Below are 21,041 nucleotides of genomic sequence, written 5' to 3'. Positions count from 1 at the left end.
CGAGCATGGACGGACAGCGCCCTGCCGTGAGGCTCGTCGGCACGGTTCAGGCCACGATCCGGCCCACCCGGCGCGACCATTCACGGCACCGCGTTGACAGCCGCGTGGACTGTCTCCGCGAACGCGGTGTCCCGCCCCACCCCGCTGGCAGCGAACCGCCACGTCCCACCCGGATACTGGCCGGGCGGCCAGGAGACGCCACCGGTGCGCCAGAGCGGCTGCCAAGCGGCCATCGCGTGGCCCGCGTCGTACCAGGTGTTGTCACCGCGCCAGGCCGAGGCCCAGCGGTGCGCGGCGACGAGGGACAGGTCCGCTCCCGAGGTCATCGACCACGTCGGCATGCCCGTCACGTCACCGGTCGGCCGGGACGCCACGGCGGGGTCACCGACCGCCGGCAGCGCGCCGTCGACGTTGAACGCCACCTCCCACACCGGTGCCGTCGTCGGGCCGGTCACCGACCAGGTGACGTCGCTCTGCAACCCCGGGCCGGTCCACCGGGGCGCCACGGTGAGCAGCCAGTCGGCGGTGACCGGCTCGTCCCCCATCCGCATGCCGACCAGGTGGAGCCGGGAACCGTCGGCGGAGACGTCCACCCGGGCCGGCGGACCCGCCCGGTCGGTGACGTCGAACCGGCCGACCGCCAGGTAGGGACCGGTCCCCCGGTGCGACGAGTCCAACGCCGACCGGTACGCCCCCGCGCCCGCCGGGTCGACCTCCAGGGACGCGATCCGGGTGTGCGGCCAGGTCCGCACGTCGGCACGCAGGAATCCGGTGCTCACCTGGTAGCCCCGGGCGACGACCCCGGTGGACCAGGTCAGCGGGGCGAGCCAGAGCCCGCCCTGACCCCAACCGGCGTGACTGAGATACCAGTTCCCGCCGTCGACCACGACCTCCGCGGCGTGCGCGTCGAGCACGGTCACCTTCTCCGCCCCCTCGAACCGCAGGGGGTCCCGGCTGCGGTAGACCGCGGTGCGCCGGTACGCCGCGCCGTAGTCCGTGCCGTCGCAGCAGACGAAGAGGTACCACCAGTCCCCCCGGCGCACCACGAACGGCGACTCCGTCTGCCCGGCCGCCCGCCCGGTGTGCGGCGACGCGTACGCGACGCCCCGCCCGCTCCAGGTCCGCAGGTCGGTGCTGGTGCGGTAGGCGACCACGTGGTTGCCGCCCTGCGGGTGGGAGGTCGCCGTGTAGTACATGACCCACCGGTCACCGACCCGGGTCACCATCGGGTCGCGTCCCTCCCAGCCGTCGGTGAACAGTGGGTTGGCCGGGCTGCGGGTCCAGGTGAACAGGTCGGTCGAGGTGGCCAGGTGCATCCGGTAGTTCGCGTAGTCGGGACTTCCGGCCGCGTAGAACATGTAGTAGACGCCCCGGTCGTGCACGACGTGCGGCGCCCAGATCCACTGTTCGCCGGCCGTCGGGTCGGCCACCAGCGCCGGTGGTTGTTTCGTCCACGGTCCGGTGGGCGTGGGCGCGGTCGCGTGACCGAAGCTCTTCTCGTCCTGCGGCGCGCCCGGCTCCGCGTGGGTGATGGCGAAGACGTGCCACAGCCCGGTCCGCTCGTCACGCACGAGGGTGTGGTCGTTGTAGTACCAGGCCACCGGCTCCCCCACGCCCGGGTCGTAGACCCGGGTCAGCGGCCCCCGCGCCGGTGTCTCGCCCACCCTCTCGTACGCCGTGGTGGTCACCGACGCCAGCGGGCCGACGCGGCGCAGGGCGATCGTGTCCAGGCCGGCGAAGAAGCCGGTCGACGACGCGGACCGCCCGGTCACCGTCACGGTCAGCCGGTGGGTGCCGGCGGTGAGCGAGGCCGACCCCAGCGGCACCGCCTCGACGCGCCGCACGGTGGGCGCGTAGCCGTCGAAGAGCTGACCGACGGCCACCCCGTCGACGGCGAAGCGCAGGGTGCCGTAGTCGGCGGCCCGGGTGAGCACGGCACCGAGGTCGTACTGTCCGGCCGGCACCGGCGGCAGCGTCACGGTGACCGAGTCCCCCGCCCGAGCCGCCCGCAGCCAGAGCTGACGGCCGGCCGACCAGGCGACCCCGCAGCAGTTGGCCTGCGCCTCGACCGGGGCGGTGGACGAGGTCACGGTCAGCGCCTCCGCCTCCGCCCGTACGACGTCCTCGGCGGCGGCCGGCCCGGCCGGGACGGTCACCAGGACGGCGCCCAGCAGCAGCACCGCGAGCATCCGGGGGATCCGCATCACGACACGCTCGGCCGGGGCAGGTCGGTGCCGGGCGCGAACCGGTCGTGCCAGCGGACTCCGGCGCCGAAGCCGCCGCCGGTGGAGAGCGCCACGAACACGTCCGCCGCGCTCCCCCGGGTGAACGTCACCAGGTCCGCCCGTCCGTCGCCGTCGACGTCGCCGACGCCGGGCAGTTCGTCGCCGACCGCGAACCAGTCGTGCCATCGACCGCTCTGCGGGACGAACCGGGTGCCGTCGGAGATCGCCACGAACACGTCGCCCGTGGTGCCCCGGGTGAACGTCACCACGTCGTCGCGTCCGTCCCCGTCGACGTCCCCGAGCGCCGGCAACTGGTCGCCGAGCACGAGCGAGTCGTGCCACTTCCAGCCGTCCTCGACGAACCGGGTCCCGTCGGAGAGGGAGACGAACACGTCGCCCGTGGTGCCCCGGGTGAACGTCACCACGTCGTCGCGCCCGTCCCCGTCGACGTCGCCCACCGCCGGCATCTCGTCGCCGATCGCGAAGTGGTCGTGCCACTTGACGCCGGGACCGAAGCCGCTGCCGGTCGACAGCGCCACGTACACGTCGCCGGCCCCGCCCCGGGTGAAGGTGATGATGTCCGTGCGCCCGTCGCCGTCGACGTCGCCGACCGCGGGGATCTCCGTGCCGGTGGCGAAGAAGTCGTGCCACTTCACCCCGGCCGCGTAGGTGGTGCCGGTGGAGAGTCCGACGTAGACGTCGGCGGTGTCGCCCCGGGTGAAGGTGATGACGTCGGCCCGGCCGTCGCCGTCGACGTCACCGGTGAGCGGGATCTCCGTGCCGACGGCGAAGTGGTCGTTCCAGACCCGTCCGTCCGGGACGAACCGGGTGCCGTCCGAGAGCGAGGTGGTCACGTCGGCGGTGGTGCCCCGGGTGAACGCCACCACGTCGTCCCGGCGGTCGCCGTTGGCGTCGCTGGTGTTGCGGGTGCGGGTGGTCGCCGACACCTCGCCCGAGGGCGTGGCGGCGTTGCCGGCGCCGTCGACCGCGACGACCCGGTAGTGGCGGGTCTGTCCGGCCGGCAACGGGCCGTGCCGGAAGGTGGTCGTCCGCGTCGTGCCGACCAGGTTGGCCGGGGTGGTCGCGACGTTGGGGTTCCGCGAGGCGTAGACCCGGTAGACGGCGACGCCCACGTTGTCCGACGACGCCGACCAGGACAGGCCGAGGGCGTGCACCCGCCCACCGGCCAGGGTGAGGCCGGTGACCGCGCCCGGCGCGGACGTGTCGACGAACGGCGCGACCATGCTGTCGGCCTCGTAGCGGGCCGCCGTCCATGCCGGGGCGCCGGCCGCCGGGGTCAGGGTGACGGTGACCGTGGACCGGCCGGCGGTCAGCGCGGCCGGGAGGACGAACTCGTCGGCCAGCCAGCGCTGCCGGCCGTTGCCCAGCGGTTGCCGCCACACCCCGGCCGGCGAGCCGTCGACCGACACCGCGACCTCCTGGTACGCGGTGGCCTGGTCGCCGTGCCGGCGCAGCCGTACGCCCTGGTTGGCGGGATCGACGGCGAGCCGGAAGCCGACCGCGCCACCGCCGGAGCGCACCTGGCCGGTGACCGGGACGTTGTCGTCGTCGCCCTCGTACGGCGTGGTCAGCGCGTACTGGCTGCCGGAGTCGGTGTAGGCGTGCGCGGCGCGGCTGGCCGCGTCACCGGTGACCAGCGTGTCGGTGCGGCGCAGGGCGACGGTCGGCTGGGTGTAGAGGAACGCGGTCGAGGCGTAGTCGGCCGGCATGTCGTTGGCCGGGCCGTGCTCGATGCCGAAGCGCAGCGCCGTGGCGTAGGACACCGCATCGCCGATCATCAGCCGGTAGACGGCGTCACACTCGTCGACGCAGCCACCGGACCGGAACAGGTGGGCGGTGTTGCCGGTGAACACGCCGCTGTACTCGCCCCGGTTGAAGTACCACCCGGACTCGTAGAAGTCCTCGGTGCCGGTGCCGTAGATCTGCGGCGTGGGCGAGCCGTCGACGTGGACGCGCTCGTCGCCCTCCAGGTAGTTGCGGGTGTTGCCGCCGACGATGTGGCCCCGGGCGGTCTGGGACACGCCGACGAACCGTCCCCGACCGGCCTGGTCGGCGACGATCCAGTCGCTGCCCCCCATCGTTTCCGCGCGGCGGGACTGGGTGGTGAAGTAGCCGGCCGTGCCGTCGGGGGCGAGCGCGCCGGTCCAGGTGGCGCCCGGCGCGGTGGTGACCTCGGCCTGGACGCCGGTGACCGGGGCGCCGGTGGTGTTGGCGATCGACACCGTGGCGGTGGACCGGAACGGCATCGGCCACCAGGCGGTGTACCAGCCGCCCGGCGCGGTGTCCATGGCGAACATCAGCGAGCGGACGGACCGTTCGCCCAGGCCCGCGCCGAAGAACTCGCCCACCGGGCTGTCCACCGTGGTCCGACCGTCGAAGGAGATCCGCAGCCGCAGGCCCGACAGGGTGGCCGGGGTGGCCGCCGCGTCGGGCACCCGCAGCCGCAGCGCGGTGACCGCGCCGGGGCCGGTGAGCGCGGCGATCGTCGCCTGCCCGCCCGCCGGGACGTCGACCCGGGCGGTGGCGGTGGTCGAGCCCGGCTGGGCGGGCTTCGGGTCACGCTGGCCGGCGGCACGCAGCCTGTCCACCACGTCGGTGGCGGGGTCGCGCGGGTCGAACGTGGACACGCCGACCGCGTCGGTGAACTCCCGGTAGGTGACGTGGTGGAAGAGCGGGTTGAACTGGGTGGTGATCCGCATCGAGTCGCGGTAGGGCATGGGCACCTTGATGGTCACCCCGCCCGAGGTCTGGTCGGCGTTGGTGACCAGCGGCCACACGAAGGGGTGGCCGAGGCCACCGTCGACGACCCGTTGGAGGCCGGTGTCGACCACGGTGACGCCGTCCAGTTCGATCCTGATCCAGCCGGTGGCGCTGACGTCGCCGTCGTCGCGGGTGAACCAGATCGACTGCACCTCGCCGGGTCCACGGTCCTCCGCGATGACGCAGCCGCCGGACTGGCGCAGGCAGGAGTAGGTGCCGACGAAGCCGTCGTCGTTGGAGCCGTCCCGGGCGAAACTGGAGAACTGCCGGGTGCGGCTGCCGGCCGCCAGCTCGGGCAGCCGGTCGAGCCGGCGGTACACGTCCCAGCCGACCGGGCCCTTGTCGTCGGCGACGGCGAGCGGCGCGGGCGGCGACGGGGCGTCGCGCGGGGGCGGGGCGGGCGGGGCGGCGTGTGCCGCCGTCGGGGGGAGCACGGTCGCCAGCGCCGCGACGAGGGTCAGCCAACGGCGGACGTGGGGCTTCATGGATGTCCCTCCAGGATGACCGTCGGCAACCGCGGGAAATCGATTGCCCGGCAGTCAACTGGGAACATCGCAAGTTGTCAATACTTTACCGTTACCGCCCAGTTGCCGAAGGAGAACTTCACGGCACATTGACATCGGTGATGGTCCTGGCGATACTCCTCGGCAATCGATTTCTCACGTACACACGGCCACCCACCGGCAGCACCCCGCGCCGGCACCAGACCCGTTCCGTGGCGCCGCTCGCCGACCCGCTGACGCCCCCTGAAGAGGAGCATCGTGAGACGTACTCCCCTCGCTCTGCTGGTCAGCCTCTGCACCGCGCTGGCGTCGGTCGTGGTGGCCGCTCCGGCGCACGCCGACGCTCCGGTCGGAACGCTGGCCTGTGCCTCCATTCCCGCCAACCACGACCCCGCGATCACCGTGATCGTCTACCGGGTAGCCCGTGCCCACAACGTCAACGACAAGGTCATGCTGTCCGCGTTCGAGGCCGGCTGGGTCGAGTCGCACATGAACAACCTGCCGTGCGGCGACAAGTCCTCGCTCGGGGTCTTCCAACAGCGGTGGGACTACGGCTGGGGCACGCCGGAGCAGATCATGGACCCGGTCTACGCCAGCACGCAGTACGTCACCCGCGCGATCGTCTGCGACCGGAACAACCCCCACTACACCGCCGGCCAGGTCGCCCAGTGCGTGCAACGCTCCGGCTTCCCGGACCGCTACGACCAGGCGGCGACCAAGGCGCGGACCCTGCTGAACGAGGCGGCGCGCACCCACGCCATGGCCGCCGGGTCCGCCACCGACGTCAGCGGTGACGGACGCGACGACATCATCACCTTCACCCAGAACGCCCTCGCCGACGTCTACGTCAGCACCTCCACCGGCACCGGCTTCGCCGGAACCTCGGTGAAGTGGAACGACTTCTTCTCGATCGGCGGCGAGACGGCCTCGACCGGCGACGTCAACGGCGACGGCAAGGACGACATCGTCACCTTCGCCCACAGCAACACCGGCGACGTCTACGTGGCGCTCTCCACCGGCACCGGCTTCACCGGCGGCCAGAAGTGGCACGACTGGTTCGCCCCCGGCGCGGAGATCGGCGCGGTCGGCGACGTCAACGGCGACGGCAAGGACGACATCGTCGCCTTCACCCACGACGCGGCCGGCGACGTGTACGTGGCGCTCTCCACCGGAACATCGTTCGCCGGCACCGCCGTCAAATGGCACGACTACTTCTCCATCACCGGCGAACACCCCGCCCTCGGCGACGTCAACGGCGACGGCAAAGACGACATCATCACCTTCACCCAAGGACCCACCACCGCCGCCGACGTCATCATCGCCCTCTCCACCGGCACCACCTTCAGCACACCCCAAAAATGGCACGACCTCTTCGCCGTCGGCACCGAACAACCCCGCGTCGGCGACATCAACGGCGACGGCAAAGACGACATCGTCACCTTCACCTGCAACACCAACGCCGACGTCTACGCCGCCACCTCCACCGGCACCACCTTCACCGGCACCACCATCAAATGGAACGACCACTTCTGCCTCACCGGCGAATTCCCCTACCTCGCCGACGCCAACGGCGACAACAAAGACGACATCATCGTCTTCACCAAAAACACCACCAACGACGTCTACGTCGGACTCTCCACCGGCACCACCTTCCAACCCGGCCAAAAATGGCACGACTACTTCGGCCTCAACGGCGAAACCACACTCTGACCCGCGAACGGGAGACCACCATGCCACCCACCGGACTCCCCTGGCGCGGGGGCGTCGCCGCCGTCCTCGCGGCAGCGCTGCTGAGCCCCGTCGCGCCCGCCCCCGCGACCGCCGGACCCACCAGCCCGCTCGACGCGGCCTTCGCCCGTGCGGCCAGTGAGTTCGACGTCCCGAAGGACCTGCTGGTCGCCGTCGGCTACGGCGAGACCCGGCTCGACGGGCACGAGGGCAGCCCCAGCCAGGCCAACGGCTACGGCGTCATGCACCTGGTCAGCAACCCCCGCCAGCGCACCCTGGAACGGGCGGCCGAGCTGACCGGGCAACCGGTGTCCACGCTCCGGTCGGTGACCTCGGCCAACGTCAGGGGCGGCGCGGCCCTCCTGCGGGACATCGCCGACGCCGAGCGGCTGACCGCCGCCGACCGGGACCGGATCTCCGCCTGGTACCCGGTGGTCGCGCGGTACGCGCACGCCGTCGACGACGCGACGGCACGCCTGTACGCCGACCACGTCTACGACCTCCTGCACGCCGGCATCACCACGACCGCCGTACGGGTCACGCCGCAGCGGGTCCAGCCGGAACTCGGCCGGTACGCCCGCGTCGCCCCCGCCGGATCGGCCACCTCGGGCGTCGGCGCGGCGGCGGTGCCGGAGTACCCGCCGGCCCGGTGGGTCGCCGCGCACGGCGGCAACTACTCGGCCGGCCGGTCCTCGCGGATCACCACCGTGGTGATCCACGTGACCCAGGGCTCGTACGCCGGCACGATCAGCTGGTTCCAGAACCCGTCGTCGGGGGTGAGCGCGCACTACGTCGTGAAGTCCAGCAACGGCGAGATCACCCAGATGGTGCGCGAGGGCGACACCGCCTACCACGCGCGGTCGGGCAACCCGTACTCGGTGGGCATCGAACACGAGGGCTACGTCGACAACCCGGCCTGGTTCACCGACGCGATGTACCGGTCGTCGGCCGCGCTGACCCGCTATCTCTGCGACAAGTACGGCCTGCCGAAGAACCGCACCGCGATCAAGGCCCACTACGAGATCCCGGGCAACGACCACACCGACCCCGGTCCGCACTGGAACTGGGACTACTACATCTCGCTGGTCAACGCCGGCGGCGGCTCCGGTGGTAAGTACCTGGCGGGGTCACCGACGGACTTCACCGGTGACGGACGCGACGACATCGTCACCTTCACCCAGGGCACCCTCAACGACGTCTACGTCGCCACCTCCACCGGCACCACCTTCACCGGCACATCCGTCAAGTGGAACGACTTCTTCGGCCTCAACGGCGAAACACTCCTCACCGGAGACTTCAACGGCGACAACAAAGACGACATCATCACCTTCACCCACGGCACCCTCGCCGACGTCTACGTCGCCCTCTCCACCGGCACCACCTTCACCAGCAGCCAAAAATGGCACGACTGGTTCGCACCCCACCACGAAGTCGCCGCCGTCGGCGACGTCAACGGCGACGGACGCGACGACATCATCACCTTCACCCACGACACCAACGCCGACGTCTACGTCGCCCTCTCCACCGGAACATCCTTCACCGGAACCGCCGTCAAATGGCACGACTACTTCTCCATCACCGGCGAACACCCCGCCCTCGGCGACGTCAACGGCGACGGCAAAGACGACATCATCACCTTCACCCAAGGACCCACCACCGCCGCCGACGTCATCATCGCCCTCTCCACCGGCACCACCTTCAGCACACCCCAAAAATGGCACGACCTCTTCGCCGTCGGCACCGAACAACCCCGCGTCGGCGACATCAACGGCGACGGCAAAGACGACATCGTCACCTTCACCTGCAACACCAACGCCGACGTCTACGCCGCCACCTCCACCGGCACCACCTTCACCGGCACCACCATCAAATGGAACGACCACTTCTGCCTCACCGGCGAATTCCCCTACCTCGCCGACGCCAACGGCGACAACAAAGACGACATCATCGTCTTCACCAAAAACACCACCAACGACGTCTACGTCGGACTCTCCACCGGCACCACCTTCCAACCCGGCCAAAAATGGCACGACTACTTCGGCCTCAACGGCGAAACCACACTCTGACCCGTCCTGAGTGGACAGACGCCGCGCCGCAGTCGTCCCTGCGGCGCGGCCGTACCCGATGGAGGAACCATGGACCACATTCCCACCACCCGTCGCCCCCTGAGCCGCCGACGCCTGCTGGCCAGCGCGGCGGGCGCCACCGTGGCCGGCGCGCTCGCCGGACCGCTGCTGTCGTCGACGGCGGCGCACGCCGCGCAGGACGGCCACGGCCTGCGCATCGTCGACCGGAACGAGAACGGCGGCCGGTTGCAGTACTACCGGTTCGCCACCGACGCCATCGAGTGGGACCCGGGTGTCAACGTCCTGCTGCCGGACGGGTACCACACCAGCGGCAAGCGGTACCCGGTGCTGTATTTGCTGCACGGCGGGGCCTCCGACTTCCGGCACTTCCACATGCACGAGAACATCATCAACCTGACCGCCGGCCGGGAAATCATCATCGTCATGCCGGACGCCGCGACCGGTTGGTACTGCAACCCGGTGCACAGCAACACCGGTCCCCGCAACTGGGAGACCTTCCACATGGCCCAGCTCCTGCCATGGATCGAGGCGAACTTCCGTACCTTCCCGGAGTACAACGGCCGTGCGGTGGCCGGCTTCTCCATGGGCGGGTTCGGTGCGCTGAAGTACACCGCCAAGTACTACGGGCACTTCTGCTCGGTCAGCTCCCACTCCGGCCCGGCCAGCCTGCGCCGCGACTTCGGCCTCGTCGTGCACTGGGCCAACCTCTCCTCGGCCGCCGTGGAACTCGGCGGGGGCACCGTGTACGGCGCACCCCTGTGGGACGAGGCGCGGGTGACCGCGGACAACCCCGTGCAGCGGATCGAGAGCTACCGCAACAAGCGGATCTTCCTGGTCGCCGGTATCTCGCCCGACCCGGTCAACTGGTTCGACACCGTCAACGAGACGCAGGTGCTGGCCGGTCAGCGGGAGTTCCGGGGTGCCCTCGGCCGCGCCGGAATCCCGCACGAGTGGCACGAACGCCCCGGCGGCCACTTCTTCCGGCACGACATGTTCGTCCAGGACCTCAACGGGATGCTCGGACGCCTGCGGCGCGCCGGCTGACCGCCGCCCGACGACGCGCCGCCACGCACGCCCGGCGGCGCGTCGTCGTCGGCACGGCCACCGCCGCCGGGTCGCAGACCTTCCAGCGGCTGCTCCGCACCCGCGCCCGACGAGCCCCGACCGGGGGCCGACGGCGCGCCACCCCACCCAGCCGAGTCCTCCCCTGACCGGAGTCACCATGTCGAGGCTTTCCAGGAGCAGGGTGCGTCGCGTCCTGGCCTCCCTGCTCACCCTGGCGGCGGGCGTCCTGATCGGGGCGGTGGCGACACCGTCCCCCGCGCTCGCCGCACCGAACTTCAAGGCACCGTTCCCCTGCGGGCAGCGGTGGACCTACGGTCACCACAGCGCCGAGGTCCGCCTGGCCCTGGACTTCGTCCGGGCCGACGGGACCACCGCAGGTACGCCACAGCTCGCCTCCGCCGCCGGCGTCGCCCGGCGCTACTCGCAGCCCAGCGGGGCCGGCAACTACATCGTCATCGACCACGGCGGCGGATGGACCACCTACTACTTCCACCTCAGCGACTACTCCGTGCCCGACGGGGCGTACGTGCAGCAGGGCCAACAGATCGGCACCACGGGCAGCACCGGCAACTCGTCCGGCGCGCACATCCACTACGAGCAGCTCTACAACGGAGTTGGACAGACGATCGTGATCAACGGGATGTCGTTGGCGCCCTACCCCGGCCAGTACCACCAGAAGTACCTGGTCAGCGACAACTGTGGCCCGTCACCGTCGGGTGGTAAGTATCTGGCGGGGTCACCGACGGACTTCACCGGTGACGGACGCGACGACATCGTCACCTTCACCCACGGCACCCTCAACGACGTCTACGTCGCCACCTCCACCGGCACCACCTTCACCGGCACATCCGTCAAGTGGAACGACTTCTTCGGCCTCAACGGCGAAACACTCCTCACCGGAGACTTCAACGGCGACAACAAAGACGACATCATCACCTTCACCCACGGCACCCTCGCCGACGTCTACGTCGCCCTCTCCACCGGCACCACCTTCACCAGCAGCCAAAAATGGCACGACTGGTTCGCACCCCACCACGAAGTCGCCGCCGTCGGCGACGTCAACGGCGACGGACGCGACGACATCATCACCTTCACCCACGACACCAACGCCGACGTCTACGTCGCCCTCTCCACCGGAACATCCTTCACCGGAACCGCCGTCAAATGGCACGACTACTTCTCCATCACCGGCGAACACCCCGCCCTCGGCGACGTCAACGGCGACGGCAAAGACGACATCATCACCTTCACCCAAGGACCCACCACCGCCGCCGACGTCATCATCGCCCTCTCCACCGGCACCACCTTCAGCACACCCCAAAAATGGCACGACCTCTTCGCCGTCGGCACCGAACAACCCCGCGTCGGCGACATCAACGGCGACGGCAAAGACGACATCGTCACCTTCACCTGCAACACCAACGCCGACGTCTACGCCGCCACCTCCACCGGCACCACCTTCACCGGCACCACCATCAAATGGAACGACCACTTCTGCCTCACCGGCGAATTCCCCTACCTCGCCGACGCCAACGGCGACAACAAAGACGACATCATCGTCTTCACCAAAAACACCACCAACGACGTCTACGTCGGACTCTCCACCGGCACCACCTTCCAACCCGGCCAAAAATGGCACGACTACTTCGGCCTCAACGGCGAAACCACACTCTGAGTCGACCCTCGTCGTCCCCGCCGGCCCGGCGGGGACGACGGGCGGGGAGCCGGCGCACGTGCGGCCCGTACCACCGGAGCGCGCCGCCGCCGGGGCTGCGCGGGAGGGACCACGAAAAAAGGGAGAGGCCGCCACGGGGGGAGCGGCCTCTCCGCAATCTACGGTACTCCGTCGCGGGCTTCCTGTCCTCCCGCACCGGGCAGGTTTTCCACCCGGAATCTAGGACGGCGACACCTCGGGGCGGGTGTGGTGGGCCGGCACCGTGCCGACCGGCCGGCCCACCACCGCCCGAGGAGTGGGTGTCGGGCGTCCTGCGTGGACCGAGCCGCTGATCCCCTCGTCGGCCCGGTCCGGATTCCGGGTGGACACCGTCCACCCGGGAGGGCCGGTCACCCGGGCGGACGCCTCGACGCCCGCCCGGGTGCGGTGGATCAGCCGTTCGGGAACAGGTGGCCGTAGTCGGCGTACGCCATGGCCACGTCGGCCTGCGCCCAGAACCGGTGGTAGTTGAACGTGGGCTCCGGGCCACCCTTGAGGTACGCCTCGACCTTGGGCCAGTCGGGGTCGTTCTTGTAGAAGGACCGGATGTCGACGAAGCTCTTGCCCGGGGCGATCACGTCGCCGTTGGCCATCTTGCCGGTCCACCCCTGCGGGATGTAGAGGCCCTGGCCGGTGCTGGCGTCGTAGACGTCGTCGAAGCGCCGGTAGTCGCCGCGCTTCTCCGGCATCGAGACACCCTTGGCGTCGCTGGCTCCATGCAGCGCGTCCAGCAGGCCCTTGGCGGTGTTCTTGGCCGCCACGTTGCCCGACTTGGCCGCGTACGCGATCAGCGTGCGGGCGTACGCGGCGGCGACGCCGACGTCCTGACCCTTCACGGTGACCTCGACGTGCAGGTTGGTGTTCGGCTGCGGGTTGGTCGGGTTCCAGTTGGTCGGCTGCCCGGTCCACTTCATGTCGGACGGGATCGACCAGTTGGCGCCGACGGTGGTGTTGGCGATCGCCCACGGCACCCACTTGTCGAGCAGCGCCTTGGCCTTGGTGTTGCCGGTGACCAGGTACAGCTCGGCGATGCGCTGCATCGACCAGGCCTGCATGCCGAACCACTGGTTCGACGGCGGGTCGTTGTAGACCGGGTCGACGTCGTAGTACATGCCGTAGAAGGTGGCGGTGCCGGCCGGCGGGGTGCCGTAGTGGCCGCCCCAGCTGTTGGTCGCGCCACCAGCGATGCCGCCCTCGGCGGACTGGAGCCAGGTGTAGAACTCCAGCTGCCGCTCGAAGCTCTTCTCCCAGTCCGCGTTCGCGGTCGGGGACTTCGGCTTCAGCTCGTTGACGTTGGTCAGCGCCCAGGCCGCGAACGGGTTCTGGTAGCCGAAGTGGTTGTGGCTGGAGCCGATCCGCCACGACCAGTTCTGGTTGGCCTCGTACGCACCGCCCCAGGCGTAGTACCAGGACATCAGGTAGTGCGCGGAGTCCTTACCGGAACCGGCCGGGCAGGTGGAGGCCCCGACGCAGTTGCCGATCTTCTTGAAGTACTTGTCGAACATGGCGTACCGCAGGTAGTCGCCCATCTTGGCGGCCTTGGCCACGGTCGCCGCCACGTCGGCCGCCTTGCCCTGCTCCTTGGCCCAGGTCAGGGCCCAGTACGCGGCCTGCACGGCGCGGGCGTCGGCGTCCGGCGCGTTGGTGTACTTCCACTGCTTGGCCGGGGCGTTCTGCTCCTTGACGAACAGGTCCAGGTAGCCGTACTGGCCGCCGTGCTTGAAGGTGTCGCAGGACGGCTGCGGGACGGTCTCCCAGACCGACTCCTGGGTGCCGCGCTGGAAGGTGTTGATGTACGCCGGCTTGGTGGTGCCGTCGCCGCACCGGCCGTAGCCGTAGACGTTGTCCACGTCGAGCAGCCAGTGCATGCCGTAGATGTCACCGGTGCCGTAGGTGGACTGGAGCTCGCCGCGCAGCGGGTCCTGGCCGACCGGGATGTTCGGCTCCAGCGCCGACGGGTACTGGCTGGGCAGGTCGTGCTCGGCGGCGTACTGGGCCGTGCCGGGCGAGCCGGCGGTGGGCTGGTCGGCGTGCGACGGGATGATGTACTTCTCCATCACCGTCCAGGCGTTGTTGAACGGGGCCCAGTTCTGGGTGACCCGGCCGTAGTTCGCCTCCAGCCAGAGCCAGAAGCTGAACGCCTCGCTGGTGGTCTCGTGCCCGTGGTCGGGCGCCTCGACGATCAGCGTCTCGATGGAGTGGTACGGCACGCCCTCGGGGCTGAAGTACCCCGAGTTCTTGATCTTGCCGTACTGCTCCAGGAACCGCGCCACCCAGGTGTTGTCGCCGCCCGGGGTGTCGTTGTCGATCTCGGTCGCGGTGATCGCCAGCGGGGCGTAGCCGGTCGCCGAGGCGGTGATGGTGGCGGTGCCCCCGGCGGTGTCGGAGTCCTCGGCCGCGCTGACCGCGACGTTGACGCCGGTGTTCCAGTTGCTCGGGGTCAGCGTCACCGAGGTCGGGGCGACGGTGACGTCGGTGTCCCCGGTGCGGGTGAGGGTCACCGGCACGTTCGCCGACGGCAGGCCGCTGAGCTTGAGGTTGACCGTGGAGCTGCCGCCCTCGTTCACACTCACCGACGACGGGGTGGCCACCAGGATCGGGCCGCTGCCCGGGGAGACCGTGAACGCCTTCTCGGCGGTCGCGGTCAGGTTGGCGTTGTCGTACGCCTTGGCCTGGACGGTGTAGCTGCCCGCCGGGAGGTCCTCCAGCGTGTAGCCGTACGGGGCGGTGGTGTCGGTGTTGACCAGCAGGCCGTTGCGGTAGAACTCGACCTTGCTGACGGTGCCGTCCGGGTCGCTGGCGGTCGCGGTCAACGGCACGTCGGCCGGGGCCTCGAACGGGCCGGACGGCACGGACAGCGCCACCGTCGGCGGCTGCTGCGTGGCGCCGCCACAGGTCACCCCGTTGATCGAGAACGAGGTGGGCTTCGTGTTGGTCCCGGTGTGGCTGCCGTTGAAGCCGATGCTGGTGGATCCGCCGGTCGGGATGCTGCCGTTGTACGACTCGTTGGTGGCGGTCACCTCGTTGCCGGACTGGCTCCACCGGGCCGACCAGCCCTGGAGGAGCCGCTGGCCGGAGGGGAAGGTGAACTTCAGCGTCCAGCCGTTGATCGGGTCACCGAGGTTCTTGAGGGTGACGTTCGCGGTGAAGCCGTTGTTCCAGTCGCTGGTCGCGTAGACCACGTCGCAGGCCGGTGCGGCCTGCGCGACGCCGGCCGGCAGGGCGACCCCGCCGATGGCCAGCGTGGTGGCGGCGAGCATCGCCGTGCGGCGACGTCTGGCCAGTTGTCTCATGTGCGCGATGTCTCCTCGGACCAGGCCGGGGCTGGTGGGGCCCACGGCGGGCGCCTCCACGCGACAGGTGCGCGGGGGGTGGGAGGCGCGGTGATGGGGGTCGGCCCGCCCGGACCGGGCTGCGGGGACGGCGAACTGCTCGCTCGACGTGCCCGTCGGGATGCCGTCCGGTCGAGAAGACCGGCTGCCCTCGGCGACCCGCACTCGCGCGTTCTGGCTCCGCGGTAGTCGCAGTCTGGCATGGGAGCGCTCCCGTAACAAGACCGGGAGTGAACGCCCGATGGCCGGCGCGCATCGCCGCAGGTAGACGACCCAAAATGTTTCGATCTCATTTTGGGTCTTTCACAAACCGGTGACGGGCGTTACAGTCGGCAGCATCATCGATGGGAGCGCTTCCATCGATGATGCTCACGCACTACTCGTCCACTCCGGACCGTTCTCCCGGGAACGGACCGGTGCCAGCCCGGAAGGGCTGACGGCGGGCCAGCCCGGACTCCGCCGCCAGCCGGATCCCATCCACTGCGAAGGGAGGTGGAACCAGAGCCACTCGCGTGGCCCGGCTCCCGCGCGGCGCGTACGACAGGACGCCCATTCCGCTCGTACGCGCACATGCACCAGATGTGGGGACGGGGGTTGCCCTCCCCGTCCCCACACACTAGACCCCCACCCACTGAGGGAAAAGAGGCCGACGGGACTGGCGCTTGCGCCGCCCGGACGGCCTCGTTCGCTGTCGGCGCCCGGATCCGTCCCGCACGGCCCGGCGACGCCGCGATCCCGCCCCGCCCCCGCCTGCCGCGACCAGCGCCGGAGTCCCCGGACCGCAGCGCGGCCGACTCACCCTGCCCTATGCTGGGAGCGCTCCCGGCCGCTCGGTGGCGGGGCCCGCATCCACGAGGAGAACGTCCTATGTCGATAGTCACGCAGCGCCCGTCACAGGGCGCCGCCCCCACCGGCGCCGCCGTCGGAGCCGAGCTGACCGCCACCCCGGTCACCCCGGCGGCCACCGATCCCGCCGGGGACGCCCCTCTCCCGGATGCCGCCCCGGGCACCGCCACGACCGCCGGCGCCCGCCCGGTCCCGCACACCGCCGCCGACGCCCGGCTCGGCCTGGAGTTCCCACCGGACTTCGGCTGGGGCGCGGCGACCTCGGCCTACCAGATCGAGGGCGCGGCCAAGGACGACGGCCGGGGCGAATCGATCTGGGACACCTTCAGCCGTGCCCCCGGCCGCACCCACGGCGGTGACACCGGCGACGTCGCCGCCGACCACTACCACCGCTACCCCGCCGACCTCGACCTGATGCGTGACCTCGGGCTGCGCAGCTACCGCTTCTCGATCGCCTGGCCGCGTGTCCAGCCCGACGGCTCAGGAACGCCCAACCAGCGTGGTCTCGACTTCTACCGCCGCCTCCTGGACGGCCTGCACGAGCACGGCATCACCCCGATGGCCACCCTCTACCACTGGGACCTCCCACAGGCCCTCCAGGACACCGGCGGCTGGGAGAACCGGGACACCGCTCTCCGCTTCGCCGACTACGCGCGCACCGTCTTCGACGCGCTCGGCGACCGGGTGCCCACCTGGCTGACCGTCAACGAGCCCAAGACCGTGGTCCAGAACGGCTACCTCGTCGGTCACCACGCCCCCGGCCGGCAGGACAGCGACGCCGCCTACCTGGTCGCCCACCACCTCCAGCTCGCCCACGGCCTCGCCGTCCGGCAGCTGCGCGACACCGGCAGCGGCAGCCGGATCGGCCCCGCGCTCAACCTGCACCCGTGCTACCCGGCCGACGACTCCGCCGCCACCGCCGCGGCGACCCGCCTCTACGACGGGTACGAGAACCGCCTCTACCTCGACCCGATCTTCACCGGCAGCTACCCGGCCGACGTCCTGGCCGACCTCGGCCCGGAGAGCCGGCTGGTCCGCGGCATCCGCGACGGCGACCTGGAGACCATCGCCAGCCCGGTGGACCTGCTGGCTGTCCAGTACTACACCCCGATCTACGTCACCGCGACCGGTGGCACCGAACGGCGCTGGCCCACCTCGGTGGCCGCCTGGCAGCAGATCTTCCCCGACGGGATGTACGACATCCTCACCCGGGTCACCCGCGACTACGGCCCGGCGCCCATCACCGTCACCGAGAACGGCCTGCCCACCCCCGACGCCCTCACCGCCGACGACACCGTCGACGACGCCGGCCGGGTCTCGTTCCTCCGCGATCATCTCGCCGCCGTCCACCGCGCCATCGCCGCCGGGGTGCCGCTCGAGAGCTACCACGTGTGGTCGCTGATGGACAACTTCGAGTGGGAGCAGGGCTACGCCCAGCGCTGGGGCCTGATCTACGTCGACTACCCCACCCAGCGGCGTGTCCTCAAGCGCAGCGCCCACTGGTACCGCCAGGTGATCGCCGACAACGCGATCTGAACGCGTGCCGTGGGGACGGGCCCGGCGGAACAGGACGACGGGCCCGTCGTGGCGACCCCGCCCACGGCCGCCGGGCCGGCGTACGGCACGACCACCGACGCCGGCCCGCCCCGGTCAGCGCGGCAGCGCCTGCTGCAACTCCGCCCGCAGCGCCGGTGTCAGCATCTCCCCCGTCTGCTTGGCCAGCCGGGCCATCTCGTACCCCACCACGCCGATGTCCGCGTCCCCCGCCGCCAGGGTGGCCAGGATCGAGCCGTCGCGGATCTGCATGACGAGGAAGTAGCCCCGCCCCATCTCCACCACCGTCTGCTTGACGATGTCGCCGTCGAACATCTGGGCCGCCCCGGCCGCGATGCTCATCAGCCCGGAGGTCACCGCGGCCAGCTTGTCGGCGTGGTCCCGGGGCAGGTGATCGGAGATCGCCACCAGCAACCCGTCGGACGAGACCACGATCGCGTGCGCGACACCCGGCACCCGCTCCGTGAACGCGCTGACCAGCCAGTTCAGATCACGTGCCTCTTGACTCAGCGTCATCAATGTTGCTCCCCTTCGCTGCGTACGCCGGCCGGGCGCACCGGGATCTCCCGTGTGTCGTCCGGCATGGTGATCTCCCTGGTGTCGTCCTCGGCCTCGGCCCGGCGCACCCCGCTGTAGAGCCGGGACAGCATGCCGCCGACCGCCTCCGGGTCCGGGTCGTGGCGCGGCGGCGGCGCGGCCGGCTGCGCCGGTCGGGTCACCGCGGCGAGTTGCGCCATCGGCACCCGCACCGGTAGACCGCGCGCGTTGACCCCGCCGGTCACCGGAGTCGCCGGAGGCGCGGGTGTCCCCACCTCCGAGGTGGTGGCCGGCGGCCCCTTCCGCGACCACCAGGTGCTCGGCTGCGACGCCGCCGAGCCGTTCTGCGGGGCGAGGACGTCCTCGGCCCGCGTCGGCACCGGTCGCGGTCCGGCCGGCTGGTCCGGTCGCCGGCCGGCGACCGGCAACCCGACCCGGCCAGCGTCGCCCCGGCCCGGCCCGGCCGTACCCGTGCTCGCACCGGCCCGTCGGGCCACCGGGGCCGCGCCCACCGCGCCGGCCACCGCGGCGGTCAGCATCCGTCGAGACGCCGTGGCGTGCACGTCCCGCTCCGGAGCCGACGCCAACAACACCGCCGGGAGCATCACCCGGGCGACCAGTCCCTCCGGCAGACGTTCGCAGAGCCGAACATCGATGTCGTGCCGGGCCGCCAGGTGCCCGACCACGAACAGCCCCATCCGCTCGGAGGCCGCCACGTCGGCCGGCGGCGGACTGGCCAGCAGCCGGTTCGTCTCCGCCAGCGCCGACGGGCTCATGCCCAGCCCCTCGTCGGCGATCTCGACGACCGCGCCGCCGGCCACCGCGCGGACGGTCACCTGCACCACGGTGTCCGGCCGGGAGAACGCGGTGGCGTTCTCCAGCAGCTCGGCCAGCAGGTGCACCAGCTCCCCCACCACGTGCCCGACGACGTACAGGTCGGCCACGGACTCGTGCCGCACCCGCTGGTACTGCTCGATCTCGGCACCGGCGGCGAGCAGCACCGATCCCAGCCCGACCGGCCAGTTCCACCGGCGACGCGTCTCCGAACCGGAGAGCACCAGCAGGCTCTCGTCGTTACGGCGCATCCGCGCGGCCAGATGGTCCAGCTTGAACAGGTTGTCCAACTGGTCCGGGTCGCTCTCCTCCCGTTCCAGCTCGTCCAGCAGCTCCAACTGCCGCTCGACCAGGACCTGGCTGCGTCGGGCCAGGTTGACGAACATGGCGTTGACGTTGCGACGCATCGTCGCCTGCTCCATCGCGACGCTGACCGCGCTCCGGTGCACCGCGACGAACGCCTCGGCCAGCTCGCCGATCTCGTCCAGCGAGCGGACCACCGCCGGGGCCACCTCGATCTCGGGGACCCCACCGCTGACCGCCCGCAGCCGTTCCAGCGCCTCGGGAAGTTCGAGCTGGGCGATCCGCAGCGCCTGCCCCCGCAGCAGCCGCATGGACCGGGCGATCGACCGGCCGATCAGCATCGAGATCAGCAACGCCACCAGCAGCACCGCAGCGATCCCACCGAGCACCAGCAGGGTGTGCCGCAGCTGCGCGCCGCGCGCCTCGTCGGCCTGGGTCGCCGCGTCCTCCAGCACCCCCGCCTCGACCTGCCGCAACAGCTCGTGGCGCTGTTCGCTGGCCGCCCACCACTGGGTCGCCGGCAGGACGGCCGGGTCGGCGCCGCCCACCGGCAGGCTCTGCTCCTCCAGCCGCGTCGCCGACACGAACGCCGGGTCCAGCGAGGTCTCGTCGTACCGGCGGATCTGGTCGGCGGTCGCCGCCACCCGGAAAGCGCCCAGCGCGGTGAGCTGCTGGGCCCGCAGGTCGGTCAGGAAGACCTGGTCCTCCGCGCCGTAGCGGCCGGCGCGACCGGCGACGTAGAGCTGCGCCCGGATCCGGGAGGAGAGCTCCTTGACCCGGGCCAGCTGCACGTAGCGCAGCACCGCGTCGCTGAGCGCGGGCGCGTCCGGCCCCGGTGACGGCTCGGCCAGCAGGTTGAGCAGCTCGTCGATGAGCCGGTGGTAGTTGCCCAGGATCGTCTCGCTGCTGAGCACGCCCGGGGCGATCGCCGAACGGATGTAGACGACCTGTTCGTAGGCCTCCAGAACCTCCGAGTACGTCACCCGCCACGCCGCGTCGGAGTCCGCCAGCGGTTCGGCGGCCCGCCGGAGCCGCTGCATCGACGCGTCCGTCGCGGCCTGCAACGGCTTCAGCGTCGCCACCGGGTCGCTGCGCACCGACTCCGCCCCGGTCACCCGCATCCCCGCCAGCTCACCGGCGGTACGGTCCCGTTCCTGCTGGAGCTGGTGCGTCATGTCGGTGATCTCCCGACCGATGGTCACCTGCTCGGCGAAGCCGTTGAGCACCCCGGCCTGGCCGACCAGGCCCCGGGTCTGCACCCCGGCCAGCACGAGGAACGCCACCGAGGGGATGAGCAGCACGGCGGCGAGCTTGGTCCGCATCCGCCAGTCCCGCAGGCGGAACGGGGATCGACGCCGGTGCGGCACCACCCGGACGTCGAGTCGGCGGCGGCGGTGGTTCGACACCGTGCTCTCCACCGGGTGCGGACCCGTCCCCACACACGCCTCCTAGGTGCCTCGCGTCCGCCGCGAGCCGGGGAGCGGAATTCATCCAACCAGGCCAGAACATACTGTCAACGGTCCAGCCGTACG

10 protein-coding genes are annotated in these 21,041 nt (G+C 71.0%); 5 read left to right on the top strand and 5 right to left on the bottom strand.

Annotated elements, in window-relative coordinates; all coding sequences use genetic code 11:
• Window positions 1–80: 80 nt before the first annotated feature.
• Both GA0070618_RS21075 and GA0070618_RS21070 read right to left on the bottom strand, forming a co-directional pair.
• The gene (locus GA0070618_RS21075; RefSeq protein ID WP_088983185.1) at window positions 81–2,204 is read right to left on the bottom strand and encodes a family 43 glycosylhydrolase; all 2,124 of its coding nucleotides are present in this window, start codon (window positions 2,202–2,204) and stop codon (window positions 81–83) included.
• A complete protein-coding gene (locus GA0070618_RS21070) occupies window positions 2,204–5,491 on the bottom strand; it encodes a DUF2961 domain-containing protein (protein WP_088983184.1) in 3,288 nt (1,095 codons plus the stop codon). Before GA0070618_RS21070 ends, GA0070618_RS21075 begins: the two co-directional genes overlap by 1 nt.
• 276 nt (window positions 5,492–5,767) lie before the next feature.
• On the opposite strand from GA0070618_RS21070, the gene GA0070618_RS21065 reads away from it, so the two are divergent.
• From GA0070618_RS21065 to GA0070618_RS34065, 4 genes are all read left to right on the top strand, one after another.
• A complete protein-coding gene (locus GA0070618_RS21065; RefSeq protein WP_157748968.1) occupies window positions 5,768–7,219 on the top strand; it encodes an FG-GAP repeat domain-containing protein in 1,452 nt (483 codons plus the stop codon).
• Window positions 7,220–7,239: 20 nt separating this feature from the next.
• Entirely contained in the window at window positions 7,240–9,303 is a 2,064-nt protein-coding gene (locus GA0070618_RS21060; RefSeq protein ID WP_088983183.1) for an N-acetylmuramoyl-L-alanine amidase, read from the top strand.
• Between the two features lie 69 nt (window positions 9,304–9,372).
• The gene (locus GA0070618_RS21055; RefSeq protein WP_088983182.1) at window positions 9,373–10,368 is read left to right on the top strand and encodes an alpha/beta hydrolase; all 996 of its coding nucleotides are present in this window, start codon (window positions 9,373–9,375) and stop codon (window positions 10,366–10,368) included.
• Between the two features lie 178 nt (window positions 10,369–10,546).
• Window positions 10,547–12,064, top strand: a complete 1,518-nt coding sequence (locus GA0070618_RS34065) for an FG-GAP-like repeat-containing protein (protein ID WP_088983181.1) — start codon at window positions 10,547–10,549, stop codon at window positions 12,062–12,064.
• 431 nt (window positions 12,065–12,495) lie between these two features.
• On the opposite strand, the gene GA0070618_RS21045 is transcribed toward GA0070618_RS34065, so the two are convergent.
• Window positions 12,496–15,387: a glycoside hydrolase family 48 protein gene (locus GA0070618_RS21045; RefSeq protein ID WP_172900407.1), complete on the bottom strand. Its 2,892-nt coding sequence runs from the start codon at window positions 15,385–15,387 to the stop codon at window positions 12,496–12,498.
• Window positions 15,388–16,302: 915 nt separating this feature from the next.
• Between GA0070618_RS21045 and GA0070618_RS21040 the strand changes: the two genes are divergently transcribed.
• A complete protein-coding gene (locus tag GA0070618_RS21040; protein ID WP_231931392.1) occupies window positions 16,303–17,817 on the top strand; it encodes a GH1 family beta-glucosidase in 1,515 nt (504 codons plus the stop codon).
• A 114-nt stretch (window positions 17,818–17,931) separates the two neighbouring features.
• Here the strand turns inward: GA0070618_RS21040 and GA0070618_RS21035 are convergent, their stop codons facing one another.
• Window positions 17,932–18,351: a roadblock/LC7 domain-containing protein gene (locus GA0070618_RS21035; RefSeq protein WP_249030874.1), complete on the bottom strand. Its 420-nt coding sequence runs from the start codon at window positions 18,349–18,351 to the stop codon at window positions 17,932–17,934.
• Complete coding sequence (locus GA0070618_RS21030) at window positions 18,351–20,948, bottom strand: sensor histidine kinase (protein WP_231931391.1); 2,598 nt, start codon at window positions 20,946–20,948, stop codon at window positions 18,351–18,353. Before GA0070618_RS21030 ends, GA0070618_RS21035 begins: the two co-directional genes overlap by 1 nt.
• Window positions 20,949–21,041: the final 93 nt, after the last annotated feature.

The sequence above is a fragment of the Micromonospora echinospora genome, assembly GCF_900091495.1.
In the GTDB taxonomy this organism is placed as follows: domain Bacteria; phylum Actinomycetota; class Actinomycetes; order Mycobacteriales; family Micromonosporaceae; genus Micromonospora; species Micromonospora echinospora.
Note: the sequence above shows the minus strand (reverse complement) of the source record. Positions and strands in the feature narration are given on the sequence as shown.

Excerpts from the sequence above, each read along its gene's own strand:
- GA0070618_RS21070 (WP_088983184.1), bottom strand. The coding sequence starts at position 5,491 with ATGAAGCCCCACGTCCGCCGTTGGCTGACCCTCGTCGCGGCGCTGGCG.
- GA0070618_RS34065 (WP_088983181.1), top strand. The coding sequence starts at position 10,547 with ATGTCGAGGCTTTCCAGGAGCAGGGTGCGTCGCGTCCTGGCCTCCCTG.
- GA0070618_RS21060 (WP_088983183.1), top strand. The coding sequence starts at position 7,240 with ATGCCACCCACCGGACTCCCCTGGCGCGGGGGCGTCGCCGCCGTCCTC.
- GA0070618_RS21040 (WP_231931392.1), top strand. The coding sequence starts at position 16,303 with ATGTCGATAGTCACGCAGCGCCCGTCACAGGGCGCCGCCCCCACCGGC.
- GA0070618_RS21035 (WP_249030874.1), bottom strand. The coding sequence starts at position 18,351 with ATGACGCTGAGTCAAGAGGCACGTGATCTGAACTGGCTGGTCAGCGCG.
- GA0070618_RS21075 (WP_088983185.1), bottom strand. The coding sequence starts at position 2,204 with ATGCGGATCCCCCGGATGCTCGCGGTGCTGCTGCTGGGCGCCGTCCTG.
- GA0070618_RS21055 (WP_088983182.1), top strand. The coding sequence starts at position 9,373 with ATGGACCACATTCCCACCACCCGTCGCCCCCTGAGCCGCCGACGCCTG.